Here is a 19094-nt window from a genome sequence, read left to right as displayed (position 1 = left end):
CCCGTGTGTCATCCGGCCGAGCGTCATGTGTCGAGGGTAGCGGCGCCGAATTGCCATGGCGTTAGAGAAAACTCGCAGCTGGCGGGGAACATCCGGTGAACAATCACACCGCGGCGGGTCGGCTCGCGGTGAGCTCGCCGTCCCACGGATCGGGCGAATCGGCCCGGCGGACCCACACGTCGTCGAGCCCGCCACAGCGTTGCCGGACCCGCCAGTCGGCGACCACGTCCGGATGGTCGATGCGCCGGTGGATGCCGCGGCTCTCGGTGCGCACGAGCGCGCTGTAGCCCGCCCACCGCGCGACCGCGAGCAGGGCCGCCGCCTGCCTTGCCCGCAGCTGGCCAGCGCCGATGCCGCCCAGTTCGAACCGCGCGCCCGGCCACATCGTATCCAGCTCGGCGATGCTGTCGCGCAGGCTGCCGGCACTGCGCCGGTAGCTGCGCCGTAGCGGCAGCGTGTGCTCCTGCACCAGGCCGATCACCGAGCGCGGATCGATGTGGGCGTGCGGACCGAGGCCCGCTCCCGGCACCGGGCGCGCGCTGGTGGCGCGCTCGGTGACCATCGCGAAGGTGGCCGCGCCCGCACCCGCCCAGGTTCCGGAGGCCAGCGCCCACGCACCGCGCAGGCCGCCGGTCACACCCGCCGCGCCCGCGACGACTTCCCGGCCCGCGACGGCGCCCGCGGCGAAGAGCCCGCGGACGGTGGTCATGCAGTCGGTGCCGGACAACGCCAGGCCGCCTGACCCGAGGACCGTTCCCTCCAGCACCGCGCGCACAGGCACCCGGCCCGCGGAGTCGATCGCGCCGTGTCTGCCGAGCCAGTGCCGGACCGTGTCGGGCACCTCGTGCAGCGCGGCGAAGACCCGCCTGCCGTCGGCGAGCGCGCCCAGCGCCGCCGGGTGGTACGCGCCGGGCAATTCGACCCCCGACTCGTCGTAGAGCACGGCGAAGTGCACCGACAGTCCAGGGGCGACAGCCGGATTCGGGTGCACCCGCGACAGCACCGGCGCCAGTCCGTAGGCGCCGGAGAACTCCATGCCGGACAGTTCGGCCCCGGCCTCGGCCGCCATCAGCAGGCCATCGCCGGTGTTCACGTCGGTGCCCGCACCGCCGGACAGGAACGCGCAACCACCGGTCGCGAGCACCACCGCGCCCGCGCGAACGGTCCACGGCCGGAACTTGTTGTGATGCTGGACGCCCGCGGCGCCGACCACCGTGCCCGCCGGGTCGACGAGCAGATGCAGCGCCGGATGATGATCGAGAATGCGCACGCCGACTTCCAGGGCGCCGCGGCGCAGCCTGCGCAGATAGCTCGCGCCGTCCAGGTGCGCCACCGGATCGCCGTCCGCGGTGTCGGGTACCCGGTGCCGCGTGCCGGACCAGACCTGCAGCCGCCCATGGGTCTCGTCGATCACCCGGTGCAGCCAGACGGCGTCACCGAGCCAACCACCGCGCGCGAGTGCCCGATCGACCACGTTCGCCCTGGCCTGACCCGGCGCGATGTCCCACAGGGTGGTGGTGCCGTAGACCGCCGGACCGCTGGAACCGCAACGACTCTTGTCCACCAGGACAACCCTGGCACCCGCGCCCACGGCCGAGACGGCGGCCCAGAGCCCGGCGGGCCCGCCGCCGATGATCAGAACATCCGTCTCGATGTTGCTCACAAAGAGAAATATTCGGCCACAGTTCACCCGGGCGCAACCACTACGCGGCTGTCAGCCCCACCATTGTGTCCAAAGCAATACACCGGCCGTGACCAGGACTACCGCCGCGCCGGTGAACGTCGCCAGGCCGCGGCGCCGGTCGGCGAAGACCTGCGCGCCGACGACGACGATCGCGGCCAGCACATGCCAGGTCAGCGATTCGGCGCCGGGCCCGGGAAAGTCCCTGCGCGAACCGATCACCGCGGCGCCTGCCACGACACAGAGCAGCACGACCACCCCGCCCGCGACGATGCCGCTGAGCCCGCGCAGCAGCGTCACGGGGCGATCACCGGCACCCCGCTCGCCTTGCCGATCAGCGCCTCGAACTGTTCGGGATCGGTCCGGCAGGCGCCGATCTCGATGGTCTTGTTGCTGCCGTGATAGTCCGAGGAGCCGGTCCGCAGCAGGCCGAGTTCGGCCGAAAGATCGGTCAGCACGGCGCGGTCGGCCTCGGAGTGGTCCGGGTGGTCGATCTCGAGTCCGCCGAGCCCGAGCGCGGCCAGCTCCCTGATCTCGTCGAGCGCGAGCAGCCTGCCGCGCTTGCGTGCCCGCACATGGGCCACCACGCTGACCCCACCCGCGGCGGTGATCAGCTGGACGGCCCTGGTCAGCGGGGTGTCTGCCTTCTCCGCGTAGTACGGCCCGTGCGGGGCGAGCAGTTCCAGGAACGCGGCGTCGACGCTCTCGACCACGCCCGCCGCGACCAGCGCCCGCGCCAGATGCGGGCGGCCCGCCGCGGGGCCGGCGCCTGCCAGCACCGCGTCGGGATCGATGGGCAGGCCGTCGGCCACCATCTTGTCGGCCATCGCGCGCACCCTGGCCACCCGTTCGGCGCGCAGACGTTCGCGTTCCTCGGCGAAACCCGCGTCGGTGGGGTCGAACAGGTACGCCAGCAGATGCACCGGGACGGGCCTGCCGTCCTCGCCCATGCCCTGGCACGACATCTCCATCCCACGCACCAGCGTCAGCCCCGGCGGACGTGCCGCCTCGGCCTCGGCCCAGCCCGCGGTGGTGTCGTGGTCGGTGATCGCGACGACGTCGAGGCCCGCCGCGGCGGCGCGACGCACCAGCTCGGCCGGGCTGTCCGTGCCGTCGGAGGCGGTCGAATGGGTATGCAGATCGATGCGCACACCCTCAGTCTTACAGTGCGGTCTCGGCGGCTGCGCAGTCCTGGGCCGACTCGGCGGTTACCCGTAGCATCCAGGTCGTGCCCTCCCTACCGCCGATGCCGTCGTTTCGCGGGCCGAGCAGGCCCGCGACGCCGCGGCCGCGGGTCCCCGTTCCGACGGCGCGCGCCATCGTCGACTGCGGCGTCTACGTCGACGGCAAGCGACTGCCAGGGCACTTCACCCCGCAGCAGGCGCTGACCGAGGCGGGCAAGACCGAGGACGGGTTCGTCTGGCTGGGCCTGCACGATCCGGACGAGGGGCAGATGAGCGATGTCGCCCAGATCTTCGACCTGCACCCGCTGGCCGTCGAGGACACGGTGCACGGCCGCCAGCGCCCCAAGCTCGAGCGCTACGACAACACCCTGTTCCTGGTGATGCGCACCGTCAGCTACATCGAGCACGACATCCACGCAATCAGCGAGATCGTCGAGACCGGCGACATCATGGTCTTCACGGGTCCGCATTTCGCGATCACCGTGCGCCACGGCGAGCACACCGGGCTCGCCGGGGTCCGCCACGAACTCGAGGGCAGGCCGGATCAGCTGCGGCTGGGCCCGCTCTCGGTGCTGCACGCCGTCGCCGACCACGTGGTCGATTCCTATGTCGACGTGTCGGAGTCGGTCGAGTCCGACATCGACGAAATGGAGGAGGCGGTGTTCACCCCCGCCTCGAAGGTCGGCATCGGCGCGATCTACCAGCTCAAGCGGGAGGTGGTCGAACTGCGCCGCGCGGTCGCGCCGTTGGGGCTGCCACTGCAATCGCTCGTGCACAACCAGGAACTGCCGGTGCCCAAGGAGATTCGCCGCTATCTGCGCGACGTCGCCGACCACCACACCAACGTCACCGAACACATCGCCTACTTCGACGAATCGCTGAACGGCCTGGTCAACGCGGCGCTGGCCAAGATCAGCGTCCAGCAGAACACCGACATGCGCAAGATCGCGGCCTACGCCGCCATGGCCGCGGTGCCGACCATGATCGCCGGTGTCTACGGCATGAACTTCGACTACATGTGGGAACTGCACCAGCCGTGGGCGTACCCGGTGGTGGTGGCGGTCATGGTCGTGTTGTGCGCCGCGCTGTTCCGCAGTTTCCGCCGCAACAAGTGGATCTAGCCTGGTCTCTGGTTCGCCACGCCCACGTTGCTTGCCTGTCGATCCATGGCGAACACGGCCGCGACGACCTTCAGAAACCCTCGCTCGGAGCTGGCGGCTGCCGTATTCCTGCCAGCCGCTCTCGAACTCGGCTTAGGTGGTTGCAGTTCCGCCGGGCCGATGCGCCAGGAACCAGTCACGCGCCTCGCGGGCGACGACCTCGAGCGTACCCGGTTGCTCGAACAGATGCGTTGCGCCCGGCACGACAGTCAACTGGTGTGGGCAGCGCATGCGCTCGGCCGCTTGGCGGTTCAGCTCGAGTACCGTCCAGTCGTGCCCACCGACCAGCAATAGCGTCGGCGCCCGCACCCGATCGATGCGCGGAATTGCGAGATCGGGGCGCCCGCCGCGGGAGACAATCGAGACGATATCGGCGTCCGGATCCGCAGCTGTCCACAACGCCGCGGCCGCGCCCGTGCTGGCTCCGAAGTACGCCACCCAGTTGGCCTTGTCGCCGACCTGCGCAGTGACCTTGGCGAGACGGTCGGCCAGCAGCTCGATGCCGAACACCAGCCGTCGGTCGCTCTCTTCACCGGCGGTGAGCAGGTCGAAAAGCAGTGTGCCGAGCCCGGCGGCGGTCAGTTCCTCGGCGACGTAGCGGTTGCGCGGACTGAACCGGCTGCTCCCGCTGCCGTGCACAAAGATCACCAGGCCGTCCGAGCCGGCGGGCTGAGAAAGCATGCCTCCAAGATCGACACCTCCGACGCGAAGGTCGACCTTCCGATGCTCGGTGGGCGTAGTCATGCCGACTGCGACCGGCCTCCGTTCAGGTGGTCACCGAAAGGGTGCGCGTATGCGACGCGATCGCCTTCTGCAGCTCCGCGCGCGAGAGCGCGTGTGTGCCGCAGCTGCACCATGCGGGCAGGTCGTCGTCCTCGAATCTGGTCGCCTGGACCATATCGACGTACTCGGAACCGCGGCTTCCACCGTGATGTGCGTTGTCAACGAAGTCACGGGAGCCGCTCGCGTGGGGTTCACTCGCAGTGACTACCACCGGCCCCTCCTCCGTTTTGTACACGGTGGCGACGTGGTGGCTGGCGGGACAGGTCACCCGCACGAGTACGTGATCGCTGCGCTGTGCGCCGAGATCATCGATGGCGGTGCGGGCGGCGCGGCGGCGGTCGGTTGGGGGGAGTTCGACGACGTTCATATTCTCATTGCACGCCGATGTTCTCCGCAGGTAAAGAGGCATTTCGTGCCGGGTTGCCGAGCGATTCACCCGTCGGGTGCACAATGCGTCGTCGCTGCATCGTGTCGGTAACAGAGCAACCCCCAGGCCGTGGCCAAGGCCCCTGCGATGAAGCCGACCGCACCGGGTGAACAGCTACGCCGAAGGTGCGACGGCGGGTTTTTCGTCACCTATTGGTCACGGAACTCGGTGTGAACTATTCGTAGGTCGGTGGTCCGGCGATTGCTTTGTATACTTTCGGCCGCGTTTCGGAGAATTCAGCGTGGTAGTTGGAAAGATCCGACATCCGAGTCGAACCGGCGGGCGATGCCTCGACCGGTCGTACCGTGCTCGCGTCGGATCGCACCTGGGCTAGAGGTTGACCGCGCCGCGCGCGGGATCACGCACGTCGATGCCCGCCTCGGCCCAGGCGTCGCGCAGGGCCTGGGCGCCGCGCACCCGGACCCAGGCGGCCTCGGTCGCGGTGATCGGGGTGACGCTGAGATACCGCACCGGATCGGCGGGCTCGGGCAACGCCACATCGGTGATGTCGCTCTCGCCGAGCAGCACGGCCGTGAACGGCGCGTTGTGCCACAACGGTTCGCCCAGGTCGAGCAACGCGTCGGCTTGCAGCACAACACCTTCCACCGATGGGGTCGCGACGAGCACGGCGAGCGAACGAACGACACCGGCCTGCGGGCCCGCGCTCGCCAGCAGCGTGAGCACCAGCTCGGCCCGCGGGCCACGGACCGGATCGGCCAACAGATCGGCCGGATCACCCATCGGATGCCGTGACCCGCCCAGGGTCGCGTAGTGCACCGCGGCGGCACCGGGGATGCGCAGGATCTCGATCGGCTCCAACCCGAGGAAGGTGACCGAGGCCGAGTCGACCTGCGCCCGGTCGACGCCGTAATGGTCCAGCACCGCGGTGCGGACCGAATTCACCACATCCATTGCTTGACGCCCTCCCGGCCGTGAACGACCGAGATTCCTCCCGCGGCACGCTGCGCCGCTCCAGTGGGTTCCTGTTTCATAGAGTCGCGCTCCCTGCTAGGCGGGGAGACTTACCGTCTCTCCGCAGGCGTTTAACCACTCCGCACGTCCTGCGGCGTGGATGTTCTTGGCAGCGTTGAGGTCGCGATCGTGGACCACACCACACGCTGGGCACTGCCACTCCCTGACCGAGAGCGGCTTCGGACCATCGACAACCCCGCATGAACTGCATATCTGCGACGACGGAAAGAAACGATCCACCCTCGCAAACGTCCGCCCGTACCGTGCGGCCTTCTCCTCCAGCATGCGGGTGAATATGCCCCAGCCGGAATCGTGCACGCTCTTCGCCAGCCTCGTCCGGGCCAAACCCCGCACACACAAGTCCTCGACGTAGACCGCTTGGTTGTCGCGGACGATCGTCGTGGAATGCTTGTGTGCCCAATCCCGCCGAGTGTCGGCGACCCTCGCGTGCGCTTTCGCTACCCGCAGCCGGGCCTTGTCCCGGTTCTTCGAGCCCTTCTGTTTGCGTGACAACGCCTGTTGAGTCTTTCGCAACCGCCGCTCGGCCTGTCGCAAGAACCTCGGCGAAGTAATCGTTTTGCCGTCGGAGAGCACTGCGAACCTCGCCAAACCCAGGTCGATACCGACCTCGGTATCGACCTGCGGCAGCGGCTGATCGTCGACAGCGACGACGAACGACGCGAAGAACCGGCCCGCGGCATCCTTGGTGATCGTCACCGACGACGGCTCCGACGGCAGTTCCCGAGACCACGCGACCTTCAGTTCCCCGACCTTCGCCACGTACAACCGCTGGTTGGAGCGAACGCTGAAACCGTTGCGAGTCAACCGAATCGACTGCCGATTGTCTTTGCGGGACCGGAACCTCGGAGGCGCTACCTTCGCACCCTTGCGTTTCCCGGTGGCCGAAGAGAGGAAGTTGCGGTAGGCGGTATGAAGTTCGCCCAGAGCTTGGACCAACACCACTGACGAGACTTCGCCCAACCAGCCGCGTTCGGGGGTCTTCTTCGCGGCCGTGATCACCTGGGTTTGCAATACGGAGTCTTTGATGTAGGGCTGCCCGGCGGCGAAAGCAGCCCGACGGGCAGCCAGCCCGTCGTTGTACACCACCCGCGCGCACCCGAACGCGCGAGCCAACGATATCTGTTGGCCCGGCGTCGGATAGACGCGGAAGTTGTAGCGGAGCTGCACAATCCGACCCTACGGCCACCCACCGACAAACTCGACTCGCCAACCCGGCCTTGAACGACCGGGCTTGCACGCTATCTTCTTCGGTCACAGGGCCAATCGGGCCAGCATGTCGCGGGCGCGCTCGGCGGTCTTCGGGTCGCACAGGACGTCGTAGCGACCCGCGACCAGTTGCATGGACGAGGCGAAATCGCGCTGGCCCTTGGTGGCCGCGTACGGGATCGAGGTGGTGATCACGCCGAACACGATGCCACCGACCAGACCGACGACCAGCGGACCCAGTGCGCCACCGGTGGTGGTGAACAGGCTCAGCAGCAGACCGAGGAACAGGCCGAGCCAGGCGCCGGAGACCACGCCGCCGCCGATGACCTTGCCCCAGGTGAGCCGGTACAGCACCCGCTCCACCTGCATGAGGTCGACGCCGACGATGGTCACGTCCTGCACCGGGAACTGCCCGTCGGCCAGGTAGTCGACCGCGCGCTGCGCCTCGGCGTAGGTCGGATACGAGCCGACCGGCCAGCCCGACGGCGGCGTCGGCAACGCCTGCCGTCCGCGATTCGGGTTGCCCAAGGGATTCGTCATAGTCCCATTCTGCTAGTTCTGGACCGGCTGTGGCGGAGTGAAACGCGTTGTGCGCGTCATTCCGGCAGCTCGGCCCTTCTCCGCTATGACCTGCGCCATCTTCGCGCTGGCCTCATCGATCATTTCATCGCCCAGCATGACGGCGCCACGCGCGCCGCCCGCCTCGGACGTGTGGAAGGCGTAGGCCTCCAGGATCAACTCGGCGCGGTCGTAATCGGTTTGGCGCGGACTGAAGATCTCGTTGCACGCGTCGATCTGGTCGGGGTGCAGCACCCACTTGCCGTCGAAACCCAGTGCGGCGGTGCGCCCGGCCGCCCGCCGGAACCCGTCGACGTCGCGGACCTGCAGGTACGGACCGTCGATCGCCTGGATGCCGTGCGCGCGGGCGGCGAGCAGGATGGTCATCAGGATGTGGTGGTAGGCGTCGCCGACGTCGTAACCCTCCGGCTGCTCGCCGACCACCAGCGTGCGCATGTTGATACTGGCCATGAAATCGGCGGGGCCGAACACCAGCGCCTGCACGCGCGGGCTCGCGGTGGCGATCGCGTCGATATTGCGCAAGCCGATGGCGTTCTCGAGCTGCGGTTCGATCCCGATCCGCCCGACCTCGAGCCCGCTGGCCTTCTCCAGCTGGGTCAGCAGCAGATCCAGCGCCTGCACCTGGCTCGCGTCGGTCACCTTGGGTAGCAGGATCGCGTCGAGTACCGCGCCCGCGCCCTCGACCACCGTGATCACATCGGCGTAGGTCCACTCGGTGGTCCAGTCGTTGACCCGGACAACCCGCAGCTGCGACCCCCAGCCCGGTTCGTTCAGCGCGGCGACGATGTTCGCTCGCGCCGCGCTCTTGGCGCCGGGCGCGACGGCGTCCTCGAGGTCGAGAAAGACCTCGTCCACCGGCAGGCCCTTGGCCTTGGCGATCATCTTGGGATTGCTGCCGGGGACGGCAAGCACCGATCGGCGGGGCTTCATGGGCTCCTCCTCGTGTGGCCTAGCCTGAGGGTCATGGCAACCACCAGGGTGTACGTCGCCCGGCTCGCCGGTCTGACGGTGCTGGGTCCGGACGGGGAGTCTATCGGCCGGATCCGCGACGTCGTCGTGGCCGTGCGGCATGGGCGCCAGCAGCTGCGGGTGCACGGCATGGTCGTCGAATTGGTCACCCGGCGGCGGATTTTCGTGCCGATGCTGCGGGTCACCGCGATCGAGCCGGGCATCGTCACCCTGAACACCGGCACCGTGAGCCTGCGGCGATTCGCGCAGCGCCCCGGCGAGATGCTGGCCATGGCCCAGATCGTGGACTCCCAGGTGCGAGTCGACGATCCCGGCCTGCCGGATCTGAACGGCGTCGACGTCTACGTGGCCGATCTTGGCATCGAACAGACCAGGACCAGGGATTGGGTGGTCGGCCGGGTCGCGGTGCGCGGGCATCGCCGGATCGGGCGCAGGCGCACCGTGCACGTGGTCGACTGGACGCAGGTCGAGGGCCTGACACCCGCGGTGGTCGGCAGGCCGGGCCAGGACGTCACCACGCTGCTCGAGCAGTTCGAGGGGTTGCGCGCCGCCGACGTCGCCCACCGGCTGCGCGAGCTGCCGGAGAAACGCCGCATCGAGGTGGCGATCGCCTTCGACGACGAACGCCTCGCCGATGTCGTCCAGGAGCTGCCCGACGACGACCAGGTCGATCTGCTCGGCCATCTCGAGGTGCGCCGCGCCGCCGACGTGCTCGAGGCGATGGACCCCGACGACGCCGCCGACCTGCTCGGCGAACTGCCCGAGAGCGAAGCCGAATCGCTGCTGGCCCTGATGGATCCGGAGGAATCCGAGCCCGTCCGCAGGCTGCTGGCGCACTCCCCCGACACCGCAGGCGGTCTGATGACGCCGAAACCGATCGTGCTCAGCCCGTCGACCACCGTCGCCGAGGCGCTGGCCAGGGTCCGCGACCCCGATCTCACACCCGCCCTTGCCTCGATGGTCTTCGTCGTCCGGCCACCGACAGCGACACCCACCGGCCGCTACCTGGGTTGCGCGCACATCCAGCAGCTGCTGCGGGAACCGCCCGCGCACCTGGTCGGCGGGATCGTCGACACCGATCTGACACCGCTGGCCCCGGATCTGCCGCTCTCGGCGGTGACCCGCTACTTCGCGACCTACAACCTGGTGTGCGGTCCGGTCGTCGACGCGGAGAATCATCTGCTCGGCGCGGTGACCGTCGACGATGTCCTCGATCACCTGCTGCCCGAGGACTGGCGCGAAGAAGAGGAGCCACCGTCCGCCCATGCCGAGGCGAGCATGCTCCGTTCGGAGGGAGGCACGTCGTGAGTGAGAAGAACCCGGCCCGTCTGCGGCTGGAAACGCCGGTCGGCTCGCGTTTTTCCCTCGACTGGGACTCCGAGGCGTTCGCGAGCAGCAGCGAGAAGGTCGCCCGGTTCCTCGGGACGGGACGGTATCTGGCGATCCAGACGGTGATCGTCATCGTGTGGATCATCCTCAATGTGTTCGTGGTCGCGCTGCGCTGGGACCCGTACCCGTTCATCCTGCTCAACCTGGCGTTCTCCACCCAGGCCGCCTACGCGGCGCCGCTGATCCTGCTGGCCCAGAACCGGCAGGACAACCGGGACAAGGTCTCGCTCGAAGAGGACCGCACCCGGGCGGCACAAACCAAGGCAGACACCGAGTTCCTAGCCCGTGAGCTCGCCTCGCTGCGCCTGGCGGTCGGCGACGTCGCCACCCGCGACTACCTGCGCCGCGAACTCGAGGAGATCAAGGAGGTGCTCGACCGGATCGACGCGGTCACGACACCGGACGGCGCGCCGAAGACGGAGAAGAAGCGAAAAGCCGTTCGCAAGAAAACCTCCGGTCAAACGCCCTCTGCTGCCCCGGTTTCGCCAGGTGGTTCAGACGAGTAACCGGAAATGCTCTACAACTACCTGACCGGTAGGTAACCTGGATCACGTTGTTCCGGGCGGGCCGGAGGGGGACTCTGCGGCCCGCTGCTTCGACGTAAAGGGTTGGTGTGGCCGTGCGAATCTCTGCTCCGATAACGATGTCGGCCCTTGTCGTCGCCGGCCTCGTCGCCTCCGGGTCGACCGTGCAGACCGCGACTCCCAGCACCGCGCCGACCGCGCCGGAAGCGCTGCTCGCCGCGACGGCCGGCACCGCCGAGGACACCCCCGAGACCGATCCGTCCGAGATCGTCGGGCTGCTGCCGATCGCGCAGGAGGCGCCGCGCAAGCTGCGCGCGCTCACGCCGTCGGCGAACAACCTGGCGCCTTTCGCCGGAACCGTTCCACTGCACAGCATTTCGCTACCCATCGGCAGCGGCGCGCTGGGCATCCCGGAGATCGTGCTCGCCGCCTACCGCAACGCCGAACTGGCGATGGAGACCGCGCAGCCGGGCTGCGGGCTCACCTGGAACCTGCTGGCGGGCATCGGCCGCATCGAATCCGGGCACGCCAGCAGCGGCCGCACCGACGCGGCGGGCACCTCGACCACCCCGATCTTCGGCCCAGCGCTCGACGGCACGCTGCCTGGCAACGAGATCATCAAGGAAGCCGACGGCGGGTTCGTCCGCGCGGTCGGTCCCATGCAGTTCCTGCCGAGCACCTGGGCGCTGTATTCCGCCGACGGCAACGGTGACGGCACGGCCGATCCGCACAATGTCTTCGACGCCGCGCTCGCCGCGGGCAAGTACCTGTGCTCGGGCGGCATGAATCTGCGCGAGGCCTCCCAGGAGCTGCGGGCGGTGCTGCGCTACAACAACTCGATGTCCTACGCGGCCAATGTGCTGAGCTGGTCGGCGGCGTACCGGACCGGTGGCGCGCCGAGCCAGGTGACCATCTCCCCCGACATCGTGCCGCCGGGCAGTGCGCCGCTGGTCTCGCCCAATGTGCTGGCCGCCGCCACCGACGCGCCGGTCACCGCGGCGCCGCCGTCGACGACCAATCAGCTGCCGCCGAACACGCCGAAGGTCACCACGCCGACGCAGGTGATGATCACACTGCCCGGCCTGCCGCCGATCCCCTGCGGCATCTTCTGCCCGGCGCCGGTCGCGCCCGCGCCCGAGGTCTGCGTGAGCGACCCGGTGCCGGCCCAGATGCCGAACCCGCTCGTGGAGGAGAAGCGCCCGGCCGAGCAGACCTATGGTGCCGCGGCGCCGAAGGATCCGGCACAGCCCGAGCAGCAGGCCACCGAGCAGCAGGCCACCGCGCCCGTGTGCACGCCCGCCGCGACCGGCGAGCCCGCACCCGCGCCCGCACCCGCCGAGGCGCAGGCAGCCGAGGAACCGGAGAAGACGCCCGAACCGGGCATCGCGCCGACCGAGGAGCCCGCGCCCGCCGAGCCAGCCCCGGTGGCGCCTACCCAGCAGCCCGGGATCACGCTGCCGTTCAACATCGTCATCCCGCTGCCGCCGGGTCCCCCTGCCCCGTAGAAATCAAACCGATATTCAGATCACGGAGGGGTAACAAAAAGATCTCGGGTGCGGTAATCTCTTCTCATCCAACACGGTTGAGGAGGGCACCACACAGTGGGTCGTCATCGGAAACAGCCTGCTACGACGGTTCGACGTAGCTCGCTCATCGCATTGACCGGATTGGTCCCCGCCGGACTCGTGGCCGTTACCGCCGCCGCGACCGACGCGACCACCGCAAGTACCGCGGCCGTCGAGCACGACCTGCCCGGTGTCGATCCGGAGGCCGCGCCCGAGCTCGTCGCCGCGCCTCTGGCCGACATCGCCGAGGTCGCGCACGCGGAGGCTCGTCAGTCACCCTCGGCCACGCCGGTGGTGAAAACCGTTGCGCTGCCGAATGATCGGGCTTCCGCCGATCTCCCCGCAGGCCCGCTCGGCATTCCCGGTATCGCGGTCGCCGCCTACCAGAGCGCCGAAGAGCAACTGGCCGTGGAGAATCCGCACTGCGGGATGTCCTGGTCGCTGCTGGCAGGCATCGGCCGCGTCGAATCCACCCACGCCTACGGCAAAGCCGACGCCGACGGCAACCCGATCAAGGCGGTCTACGGCCCGGTCCTCGACGGCAGCCTGTACGGCAACAATGTCATCTACGACAGCGACGGCGGCGAACTCGACGGCCTCGGCGGCTACGACCGCGCCATCGGCCCCATGCAGTTCCTGCCCGAGACCTGGCACCGCTACGCCGCCGACGGCAACGGTGACGGCGTCGCCGACCCGCAGAACCTGTTCGACGCCGCGCTCACCGCGGGCCGCTACCTGTGCGACGGCGGACTGAACATGCGCGACCTCTCCCAGCAGTCCAAGGCGATCCTGCGCTACAACAACTCGATGGCCTACGTCGCCAACGTGATGGCGTGGTCGGGCTCGTACTCGAGCGGGCTCGCGCCCAAACCCTCGGACCTCCCCCGAATCTGAGGCACAGATAGGGCCGCTGCCAAGGTGGGCTAGACCGGCCCCGGGCAAGGCGCGGTTGCACTGCGCGAGCCACTTATGTGAAAGTGCTCTGACATTCGCGCGGCGTCAGCTTCGCCGCCGGGACAGGGGGCTCGATGTCGGAGACTTTCAAGGTTGATCCAGCCGCGGTGGACACGTTCGCCGCGAGTTTGCAGACACTCGCCGAAGCCAACGCGAATGTCGCGACGTACCTGGAGAAGTGGCTGGTACTGGACAACACCGTGTGGGGCGACGGCGGGCTGATCCGCACGGGTATCAGCGCCGTCAGCGAGGCGCACAGCAAACTCGCACCGAACTACGCCACGCTGGGAACACTCGCCGAGGCCGCGGCGACCGAGCTGACCAAGGTGGCGCAGGTGTACCGCACCACCGACAAGGCGCTGGCCGATGAGCTGGACCGGACCTACCCCGCGGGCGGTCAGCCGTGACGACAGCCCCTGCCGAGCACCTGACCGAACCTGCGCTCGAGGATCCGCTCAGCGACAAGTTCGAGTTCCTCATCACCTCCAATGCCATCTCGCCGACGTATTGGGCGTGCAAGTGGTGCGAGAACGTCCTCGGAACAGACCCACTGAAGTGGGTCACCACCAAGATCTCCGGTGATTGGGAAGCCCTGCAGAAAGCAGGCAAGGCGGTGGAGAACCTCGCCGCCTACAGTTCGGCGTTCTCCGAGTCGGTGAAAACCGCCGCCACCACGGTCGACGCAACGTGGGATGGCAACGCTGCGACGAGCGCGCAGGACTATTTCACCAAGCTCACGGCAGCCGTCTCCGCCCAGGTCGGCCCGTTGCAAGAGATGGCCGACGAGATCAACCGCTTCGCCTCGTCCGCCTACCACATCTCGACCGCGATGAGTAACTCGTTGCAGGCCGTGCTGGACTGGGGTGCCATCGCGGTGATCGAGTGGGCCGCGGTCAAAGTCGCCGGGCTCAGCGGCGTCGGAATCGTCGCGACGGCGGCACTTGTAGCGGCTGCCACCCTGACCACGCTCAAGGTCATCAACGAGTGGAACACGTTGGTCCAGACGTTCAACACGGGGTATGCGGCGCTCGAGGGGATCGCCGGTGTCGGATTCGGCGTGTACGCCGTGGTCGAGTCGGCGGAAATGCCCGTGCTGCCTACCGCCAACTACGACCACCCGGGAGCCTGAGTGAACGCGCCTGAGCCGATTCATGATCTGGCCCGCGGTGACATCGGGGTCTCCCGTCAACTGTCCAGGGCGCTGCGGGTGCTCATGGATACCGCCACAGAACCGCAGTTGAAGAACCAGCTTCGCGGGATCCTCGAGGGGAGGGGCAGCGCCCGCGATCTGATGCACAGCGAGGCCTTCAATCGGGTTCTCGATCGGACGATGCCTGCCGCCATGGCTCAGTTCGCCGAGATGTCGGACGAGGAGCGGCAGCGGCTGGCAGAACAGGGCGAAGCGGACTTGCAGCGACTCAGGTCGCAGCCGGTCGCGGACGAGTTCGGGTCGAAGCCGGTCGCGGACCAGCCGCCCCCGTCCACACCCGCACCGGCCGCGAACGTCGTCGTTCCGGGGACTCGCAAGCCCAACCGTGAGCGCCTCGTCACCCCGGATGACGAGGACGAGGACGACCGGTATTTCCGCGAACGAAACCAGCGGGGGTGGCTGACGTGAGTCCAGCGTCGAGCGGGACGTCCCGGCAGCAGGTCATCTTCGACACCGAGATCAACCCTGACCTGACGCCGATGTTCGCAACGGCGCCGACAGAGTTGGTGCTGGCCGAGCCGATGCCCGAGGTGTGTAGCGAGCACGGCCTGCCTGCCGCTGACAGGCGAGCCTGTTCGGTGAATTCCAGCGGTCCCCTCTCGGAGTTGCCGACTGCGCGGGCCTTCCTGCGGTCCATGGCGCCTGGGCAACGAGTTCCGCTCGAGGCACGCGTCAGGTTCGAGTGTCCGGCCTGCGAATACTGTCTGCACGAGGTCCGGCGGTTCCGGCGGATCGCCGTGGTGGCGCTGCTGGCGATACCGCTGACGATCGCTGCGATCATCACTGCCCGCTTGCTCGGGCTCGAGCAGTTCTATCTGCCCTTGGCATTCGCGGTCGTGCCCGGATGCATGCCGATCGCGCTCCTTGTCGCGGTGCTGGCGTGGAGCCGATCCGGGTTCTTCGCGGACGTCTGGATGAACCAGGACGCGGACCAGTTGATCGTTTCCGCGCACCCGGATTTCGCCGCGGCAGTCGAGCGGAACCGGGCCGAGACGCCGTGAGCACCGCCTATCAGCCCCACGACCGTGCTCGAATTACCAGCAGCATAAAATCGGGCATATGCCAGTGATGACGGAAGCGGATGTGCGGGCGGCGCTCGCGAAGGTCGACGATCCGGAGATCCGCAAGCCGATCACCGAGTTGGGCATGGTCAAGTCGATCGCCATCGCCGACAGCGGTGATGTGCACGTCGAGGTGTATCTGACCACCTCCGGCTGCCCGTTGCGGACCGAGATCGTCCAGCGCGTCACCAAGGCCGTCGCCGACGTGCCAGGCGCCGGTGCGGTGACCGTCGACCTCGACGTGATGAGCGACGAACAGCGCACCGAGCTGCGCAAGTCGCTGCGTGGCGATTCGGCCGAGCCGGTGATCCCGTTCGCCCAGCCCGGTTCGCTCACCCGCGTGTACGCCGTCGCCTCCGGCAAGGGTGGTGTCGGCAAGTCCAGCGTCACCGCCAACCTGGCCGTCGCGCTGGCGCAGCGCGGCCTGTCGGTCGGTGTGCTCGACGCCGACATCTACGGCCACTCGATTCCGCGCATGCTCGGCACCGACGCCCGCCCGACCCAGGTCGAGCGGATGATCATGCCGCCGATGGCATACGACGTGAAGATGATCTCGATCGCGCAGTTCACCCAGGGCAACACGCCCGTGGTGTGGCGCGGTCCGATGCTGCACCGCGCGCTACAGCAGTTCCTCGCCGACGTCTTCTGGGGCGACCTGGACGTGCTGCTGCTCGACCTGCCGCCCGGCACCGGCGACGTGGCCATCTCCATCGCCCAGCTGATCCCCAGCGCCGAGATCCTGGTGGTCACCACCCCGCAGATCGCCGCCGCCGAGGTGGCCGAGCGCGCGGGCGCGATCGCCCTGCAGACCCGGCAGCGGATCGCGGGCGTGGTGGAGAACATGTCCTGGCTCGATCTGCCCGACGGCTCCCGCATGGAGCTCTACGGCACCGGCGGCGGCCAGGTCGTCGCGGATCGCCTGACCCGCGCGGTCGGCTCGACGGTGCCGCTGCTCGGCCAGATCCCGATCGAGCAGGCCCTGCGCGAGGGCGGCGACGCGGGCACTCCGATCGTGCTCGCCGACCCGGACAACCCGGCCGCCAAGGCCCTGCGCGAGGTCGCCGACAAGCTGGCCATCCGCAAGCGCGGCCTGGCGGGCATGTCCCTGGGCATCGATACCACCCGCCACCTCTGAGCCGAAAGTTGTCGGTGGGGATAACTAGGCTGTTCGTATGCTGACGCTGCTGCTCTACGTGCTCATCGTCGGGTTGGTCGCCGCCATGCTGTTCCTGGTGGCGAGCGCCGTATTCGGGCGGTCCGAGGAACTCGGTCCGTTACCCGAGGGCACCACGGCTACGGTGCTGCCCGCGCAGGGCGTGACGGGGGCCGACGTGCGCGCGTTGCGGTTCCAGCAGGTCGTGCGCGGCTACAAGGCCGGTGAGGTCGACTGGGCGCTGGGCAGGCTGGCCGAGCGCATCGACGAACTCGAGCTGGAGCTGGCACAGGTACGCCAGTGGCAGGCTCAGGTCGCATCCGGTCAGGACCGACCGTGACCGAGCTCGCCGACGACGGGCTCATCCGCTGCCCGTGGTCGATCGGCTCCCCGCTCTACCGCGACTATCACGACACCGAGTGGGGCAAGCCGCTGCACGGCGACGACGCCCTGTTCGAACGGCTGTGTCTCGAGGCGTTCCAGTCCGGGCTGGCCTGGATCACCGTCCTGCGCAAGCGCCCGGCGTTCCGGGCCGCGTTCGCCGGTTTCGAGATCGCGAAGGTCGCCGAGTTCGGTGACGACGACCGTGCCCGGCTGCTGGCCGACGCGGGCATCGTCCGCAACCGCGCCAAGATCGACGCGGTGATCGCCAATGCCAAGGTTGCCCGGGACCTGCCGGTGAGCCTCGACGAGCTGCTGTGGTCCTTCGCGCCCGCGCCACGCCCGCGCCCGGCGGCGATCGCGGACGTGCCGGCCACCACACCCGAATCCATTGCTCTGGCAAAGGAATTGAAGCGCCGGGGCTTCGCTTTCGTGGGCCCGACGACGGCGTATGCCCTCATGCAGGCGACCGGGATGGTGGACGATCACCTGGAGGTTTGCTGGGTGCGCGCGGCCCCGAACGGAACCGACTCGGCAGTCACATTTCGTACTCAGGTGTCCGCCCGAGACGGCAATAGGGAAGAATAGGACCGGTGTGGCCCGCCGAACACCCGGCGAGCCAGAGAACAGGTGCGCACTCGACCGCGCAGATCTGGAGGGAGCAGAGGATGGCGGCCATGAAGCCCCGTACCGGGGACGGTCCCCTCGAGGCAACCAAGGAAGGTCGTGGAATCGTCATGCGGGTTCCACTCGAGGGTGGCGGGCGTCTGGTCGTCGAACTCACACCGGACGAGGCTGCGGCGCTCGGTGACGAACTGAAGAGCGTCACCAGCTGACCGCACTCACCGAGGTGGCCGCACTCCTGGCCTGCCCGGAGTGCGGAGACGAACTGCAACCGCGCGAACGCGCGCTGCGCTGCGGTACCGGACACAGCTTCGACATCGCCCGGCAGGGCTATGTCGGGCTGCTCACCGGCGCGTCGACGAAGATGACCGGCGACACCGCCGCCATGCTCGACGCCCGCGCCGCCTTCCAGGGCGCAGGGCACTTCGCGCCCATCGCCGCGGCGATCACCCAGGTTTTCGGCGCCACGACCCCGGGCTCCACGGACATCATGAGCTCGGACGGCGTAGGCAGGACCTCCGGTCCCCCCACTCCAGACGGCAGCGTGGTGCCCCACGGCGGCACGGCCGCGGCTCACACCGCGTCGGCCGAGAGCGCGGTACTCGAGGTCGGCGCGGGCACCGGCTACTACCTCGCAGCTTTGTTGGATGCCGCGCCGGAGTCGGCCGGCATCGCCTTGGATGTGGCCAAACCGGCCGCCCGCCGGGCCGCTCGCGCACATCCGCGGATGGCCGCGGTACTCGCCGACGCGTGGCGCGGCCTCCCGATCCGCGACGACACCCTCACGGGCGTCCTCTCGGTCTTCGCCCCGCGCAACCCGGCCGAAGTCGCCCGGGTCCTGGCCCCCGGCGGCCGCTTCGTCGTCGTCACCCCCACCGCCCGCCATCTGAGCGAGCTGGTCGGCTCACTCGACATGGTCCGGGTCGACCCCGACAAGGAGCGCCGCCTGGCCGATTCCCTGTCGGGCTCCTTTACTCGCACCGCTCACACCCTCGTCGAGTTCCCCATGAAACTCGCCCGCGCCGACGTCACGAACGTCATCGCGATGGGCCCGTCCGCCTTCCACGGGACCCCCGCAGACGACCCCCGTATCGCGAGCCTGCCGGACATCACCGAGGTCACCGCGTCGGTGACGGTGTCGGCCTACGTCTCGACCTGACCGGCCGTACTTACCAACATCGTCCAGCCGCGCCTGGGGCGAGAACACCCTCCGGGAACCGCACTAGTTGCCGCTCAGCAGTCCTCGGCATG

Annotated in this window: 23 protein-coding genes; 14 read left to right on the top strand and 9 right to left on the bottom strand. The window is 68.7% G+C overall.

Annotation, left to right across the window (positions count from 1 at the left end):
• Positions 1 to 103: 103 nt before the first annotated feature.
• From ACWF9G_RS26740 to ACWF9G_RS26730, 3 genes are read right to left on the bottom strand one after another with little or no spacing between them, the layout of a single operon-like run.
• On the bottom strand, positions 104 to 1663 hold the full coding sequence (locus ACWF9G_RS26740; RefSeq protein WP_452518616.1) for an FAD-binding protein: 1560 nt from the start codon (positions 1661 to 1663) through the stop codon (positions 104 to 106).
• A gap of 51 nt (positions 1664 to 1714) precedes the next feature.
• A complete protein-coding gene (locus ACWF9G_RS26735) occupies positions 1715 to 1981 on the bottom strand; it encodes a hypothetical protein (protein WP_379303875.1) in 267 nt (88 codons plus the stop codon).
• Positions 1978 to 2832, bottom strand: coding sequence for a PHP domain-containing protein (locus ACWF9G_RS26730; protein WP_452518614.1), 855 nt, complete (start codon positions 2830 to 2832; stop codon positions 1978 to 1980). Before ACWF9G_RS26730 ends, ACWF9G_RS26735 begins: the two co-directional genes overlap by 4 nt.
• A gap of 95 nt (positions 2833 to 2927) precedes the next feature.
• On the opposite strand from ACWF9G_RS26730, the gene ACWF9G_RS26725 reads away from it, so the two are divergent.
• The gene (locus tag ACWF9G_RS26725) at positions 2928 to 3986 is read left to right on the top strand and encodes a magnesium and cobalt transport protein CorA (protein WP_452518683.1); all 1059 of its coding nucleotides are present in this window, start codon (positions 2928 to 2930) and stop codon (positions 3984 to 3986) included.
• A gap of 132 nt (positions 3987 to 4118) precedes the next feature.
• On the opposite strand, the gene ACWF9G_RS26720 is transcribed toward ACWF9G_RS26725, so the two are convergent.
• The 6 genes from ACWF9G_RS26720 to ACWF9G_RS26695 form a co-directional block, all read right to left on the bottom strand.
• Positions 4119 to 4706 carry a dienelactone hydrolase family protein gene (locus ACWF9G_RS26720; RefSeq protein WP_452518613.1) on the bottom strand — a complete coding sequence of 196 codons (588 nt, stop codon included), beginning with the start codon at positions 4704 to 4706 and terminating at the stop codon, positions 4119 to 4121.
• Positions 4707 to 4791: 85 nt separating this feature from the next.
• On the bottom strand, positions 4792 to 5175 hold the full coding sequence (locus tag ACWF9G_RS26715; protein WP_452518611.1) for a hypothetical protein: 384 nt from the start codon (positions 5173 to 5175) through the stop codon (positions 4792 to 4794).
• Positions 5176 to 5565: 390 nt separating this feature from the next.
• Positions 5566 to 6147: a suppressor of fused domain protein gene (locus ACWF9G_RS26710; protein WP_379303883.1), complete on the bottom strand. Its 582-nt coding sequence runs from the start codon at positions 6145 to 6147 to the stop codon at positions 5566 to 5568.
• 96 nt (positions 6148 to 6243) lie between these two features.
• Complete coding sequence (locus tag ACWF9G_RS26705) at positions 6244 to 7395, bottom strand: RNA-guided endonuclease InsQ/TnpB family protein (RefSeq protein ID WP_452518610.1); 1152 nt, start codon at positions 7393 to 7395, stop codon at positions 6244 to 6246.
• Positions 7396 to 7479: 84 nt separating this feature from the next.
• Entirely contained in the window at positions 7480 to 7974 is a 495-nt protein-coding gene (locus ACWF9G_RS26700; protein ID WP_189026409.1) for a general stress protein, read from the bottom strand.
• Positions 7975 to 7986: 12 nt separating this feature from the next.
• Entirely contained in the window at positions 7987 to 8943 is a 957-nt protein-coding gene (locus ACWF9G_RS26695) for an HpcH/HpaI aldolase/citrate lyase family protein (RefSeq protein ID WP_379303888.1), read from the bottom strand.
• A 33-nt stretch (positions 8944 to 8976) separates the two neighbouring features.
• Here ACWF9G_RS26695 and ACWF9G_RS26690 point away from each other — a divergent pair, with 33 nt between their 5' ends.
• The 13 genes from ACWF9G_RS26690 (at position 8977) to ACWF9G_RS26630 (ending at position 19002) form a co-directional block, all read left to right on the top strand.
• Entirely contained in the window at positions 8977 to 10290 is a 1314-nt protein-coding gene (locus ACWF9G_RS26690; RefSeq protein ID WP_452518609.1) for a magnesium transporter MgtE N-terminal domain-containing protein, read from the top strand.
• The gene (locus ACWF9G_RS26685; RefSeq protein ID WP_379303892.1) at positions 10287 to 10877 is read left to right on the top strand and encodes a DUF1003 domain-containing protein; all 591 of its coding nucleotides are present in this window, start codon (positions 10287 to 10289) and stop codon (positions 10875 to 10877) included. The genes ACWF9G_RS26690 and ACWF9G_RS26685 overlap by 4 nt, the downstream gene beginning before the upstream one ends.
• A 137-nt stretch (positions 10878 to 11014) precedes the next feature.
• Positions 11015 to 12400: a lytic murein transglycosylase gene (locus ACWF9G_RS26680; RefSeq protein WP_452518608.1), complete on the top strand. Its 1386-nt coding sequence runs from the start codon at positions 11015 to 11017 to the stop codon at positions 12398 to 12400.
• Positions 12401 to 12496: 96 nt separating this feature from the next.
• Positions 12497 to 13354: a lytic transglycosylase domain-containing protein gene (locus tag ACWF9G_RS26675; protein ID WP_452518607.1), complete on the top strand. Its 858-nt coding sequence runs from the start codon at positions 12497 to 12499 to the stop codon at positions 13352 to 13354.
• Positions 13355 to 13488: 134 nt separating this feature from the next.
• The gene (locus tag ACWF9G_RS26670) at positions 13489 to 13821 is read left to right on the top strand and encodes a type VII secretion target (RefSeq protein WP_452518606.1); all 333 of its coding nucleotides are present in this window, start codon (positions 13489 to 13491) and stop codon (positions 13819 to 13821) included.
• Entirely contained in the window at positions 13818 to 14543 is a 726-nt protein-coding gene (locus ACWF9G_RS26665) for a WXG100 family type VII secretion target (protein ID WP_452518605.1), read from the top strand. The genes ACWF9G_RS26670 and ACWF9G_RS26665 overlap by 4 nt, the downstream gene beginning before the upstream one ends.
• Positions 14544 to 15032 (top strand): hypothetical protein, encoded by a 489-nt coding sequence (locus ACWF9G_RS26660; protein ID WP_452518604.1) that lies wholly within the window; start codon positions 14544 to 14546, stop codon positions 15030 to 15032.
• Positions 15033 to 15361: 329 nt separating this feature from the next.
• Complete coding sequence (locus tag ACWF9G_RS26655; protein ID WP_452518603.1) at positions 15362 to 15625, top strand: hypothetical protein; 264 nt, start codon at positions 15362 to 15364, stop codon at positions 15623 to 15625.
• 58 nt (positions 15626 to 15683) lie between these two features.
• On the top strand, positions 15684 to 16820 hold the full coding sequence (locus ACWF9G_RS26650; protein ID WP_379303906.1) for an Mrp/NBP35 family ATP-binding protein: 1137 nt from the start codon (positions 15684 to 15686) through the stop codon (positions 16818 to 16820).
• Positions 16821 to 16857: 37 nt separating this feature from the next.
• Positions 16858 to 17178 carry a DivIVA domain-containing protein gene (locus ACWF9G_RS26645; protein ID WP_452518601.1) on the top strand — a complete coding sequence of 107 codons (321 nt, stop codon included), beginning with the start codon at positions 16858 to 16860 and terminating at the stop codon, positions 17176 to 17178.
• Positions 17175 to 17807, top strand: coding sequence for a DNA-3-methyladenine glycosylase I (locus tag ACWF9G_RS26640; protein WP_379303910.1), 633 nt, complete (start codon positions 17175 to 17177; stop codon positions 17805 to 17807). Before ACWF9G_RS26645 ends, ACWF9G_RS26640 begins: the two co-directional genes overlap by 4 nt.
• An 80-nt stretch (positions 17808 to 17887) precedes the next feature.
• A complete protein-coding gene (locus ACWF9G_RS26635; protein WP_011211259.1) occupies positions 17888 to 18055 on the top strand; it encodes a DUF3117 domain-containing protein in 168 nt (55 codons plus the stop codon).
• 14 nt (positions 18056 to 18069) lie between these two features.
• On the top strand, positions 18070 to 19002 hold the full coding sequence (locus tag ACWF9G_RS26630) for a putative RNA methyltransferase (protein WP_452518599.1): 933 nt from the start codon (positions 18070 to 18072) through the stop codon (positions 19000 to 19002).
• The last annotated feature ends 92 nt before the right edge of the window (positions 19003 to 19094 follow it).

The sequence above is a fragment of the Nocardia sp. NPDC055029 genome (assembly GCF_053608525.1).
The sequence above is the reverse complement of the archived record's forward strand: the minus strand, read 5'-3'. Positions and strand labels throughout refer to the sequence as shown.

Bases quoted from the DNA above. Each gene is read 5' to 3' on its own strand.
- ACWF9G_RS26725 (WP_452518683.1), top strand. From the start codon at position 2,928: ATGCCGTCGTTTCGCGGGCCGAGCAGGCCCGCGACGCCGCGGCCGCGG.
- ACWF9G_RS26720 (WP_452518613.1), bottom strand. From the start codon at position 4,706: ATGCTTTCTCAGCCCGCCGGCTCGGACGGCCTGGTGATCTTTGTGCAC.
- ACWF9G_RS26715 (WP_452518611.1), bottom strand. From the start codon at position 5,175: ATGAACGTCGTCGAACTCCCCCCAACCGACCGCCGCCGCGCCGCCCGC.
- ACWF9G_RS26710 (WP_379303883.1), bottom strand. From the start codon at position 6,147: ATGGATGTGGTGAATTCGGTCCGCACCGCGGTGCTGGACCATTACGGC.
- ACWF9G_RS26700 (WP_189026409.1), bottom strand. From the start codon at position 7,974: ATGACGAATCCCTTGGGCAACCCGAATCGCGGACGGCAGGCGTTGCCG.
- ACWF9G_RS26695 (WP_379303888.1), bottom strand. From the start codon at position 8,943: ATGAAGCCCCGCCGATCGGTGCTTGCCGTCCCCGGCAGCAATCCCAAG.
- ACWF9G_RS26690 (WP_452518609.1), top strand. From the start codon at position 8,977: ATGGCAACCACCAGGGTGTACGTCGCCCGGCTCGCCGGTCTGACGGTG.
- ACWF9G_RS26680 (WP_452518608.1), top strand. From the start codon at position 11,015: ATGTCGGCCCTTGTCGTCGCCGGCCTCGTCGCCTCCGGGTCGACCGTG.
- ACWF9G_RS26670 (WP_452518606.1), top strand. From the start codon at position 13,489: ATGTCGGAGACTTTCAAGGTTGATCCAGCCGCGGTGGACACGTTCGCC.
- ACWF9G_RS26650 (WP_379303906.1), top strand. From the start codon at position 15,684: ATGCCAGTGATGACGGAAGCGGATGTGCGGGCGGCGCTCGCGAAGGTC.
- ACWF9G_RS26645 (WP_452518601.1), top strand. From the start codon at position 16,858: ATGCTGACGCTGCTGCTCTACGTGCTCATCGTCGGGTTGGTCGCCGCC.
- ACWF9G_RS26635 (WP_011211259.1), top strand. From the start codon at position 17,888: ATGGCGGCCATGAAGCCCCGTACCGGGGACGGTCCCCTCGAGGCAACC.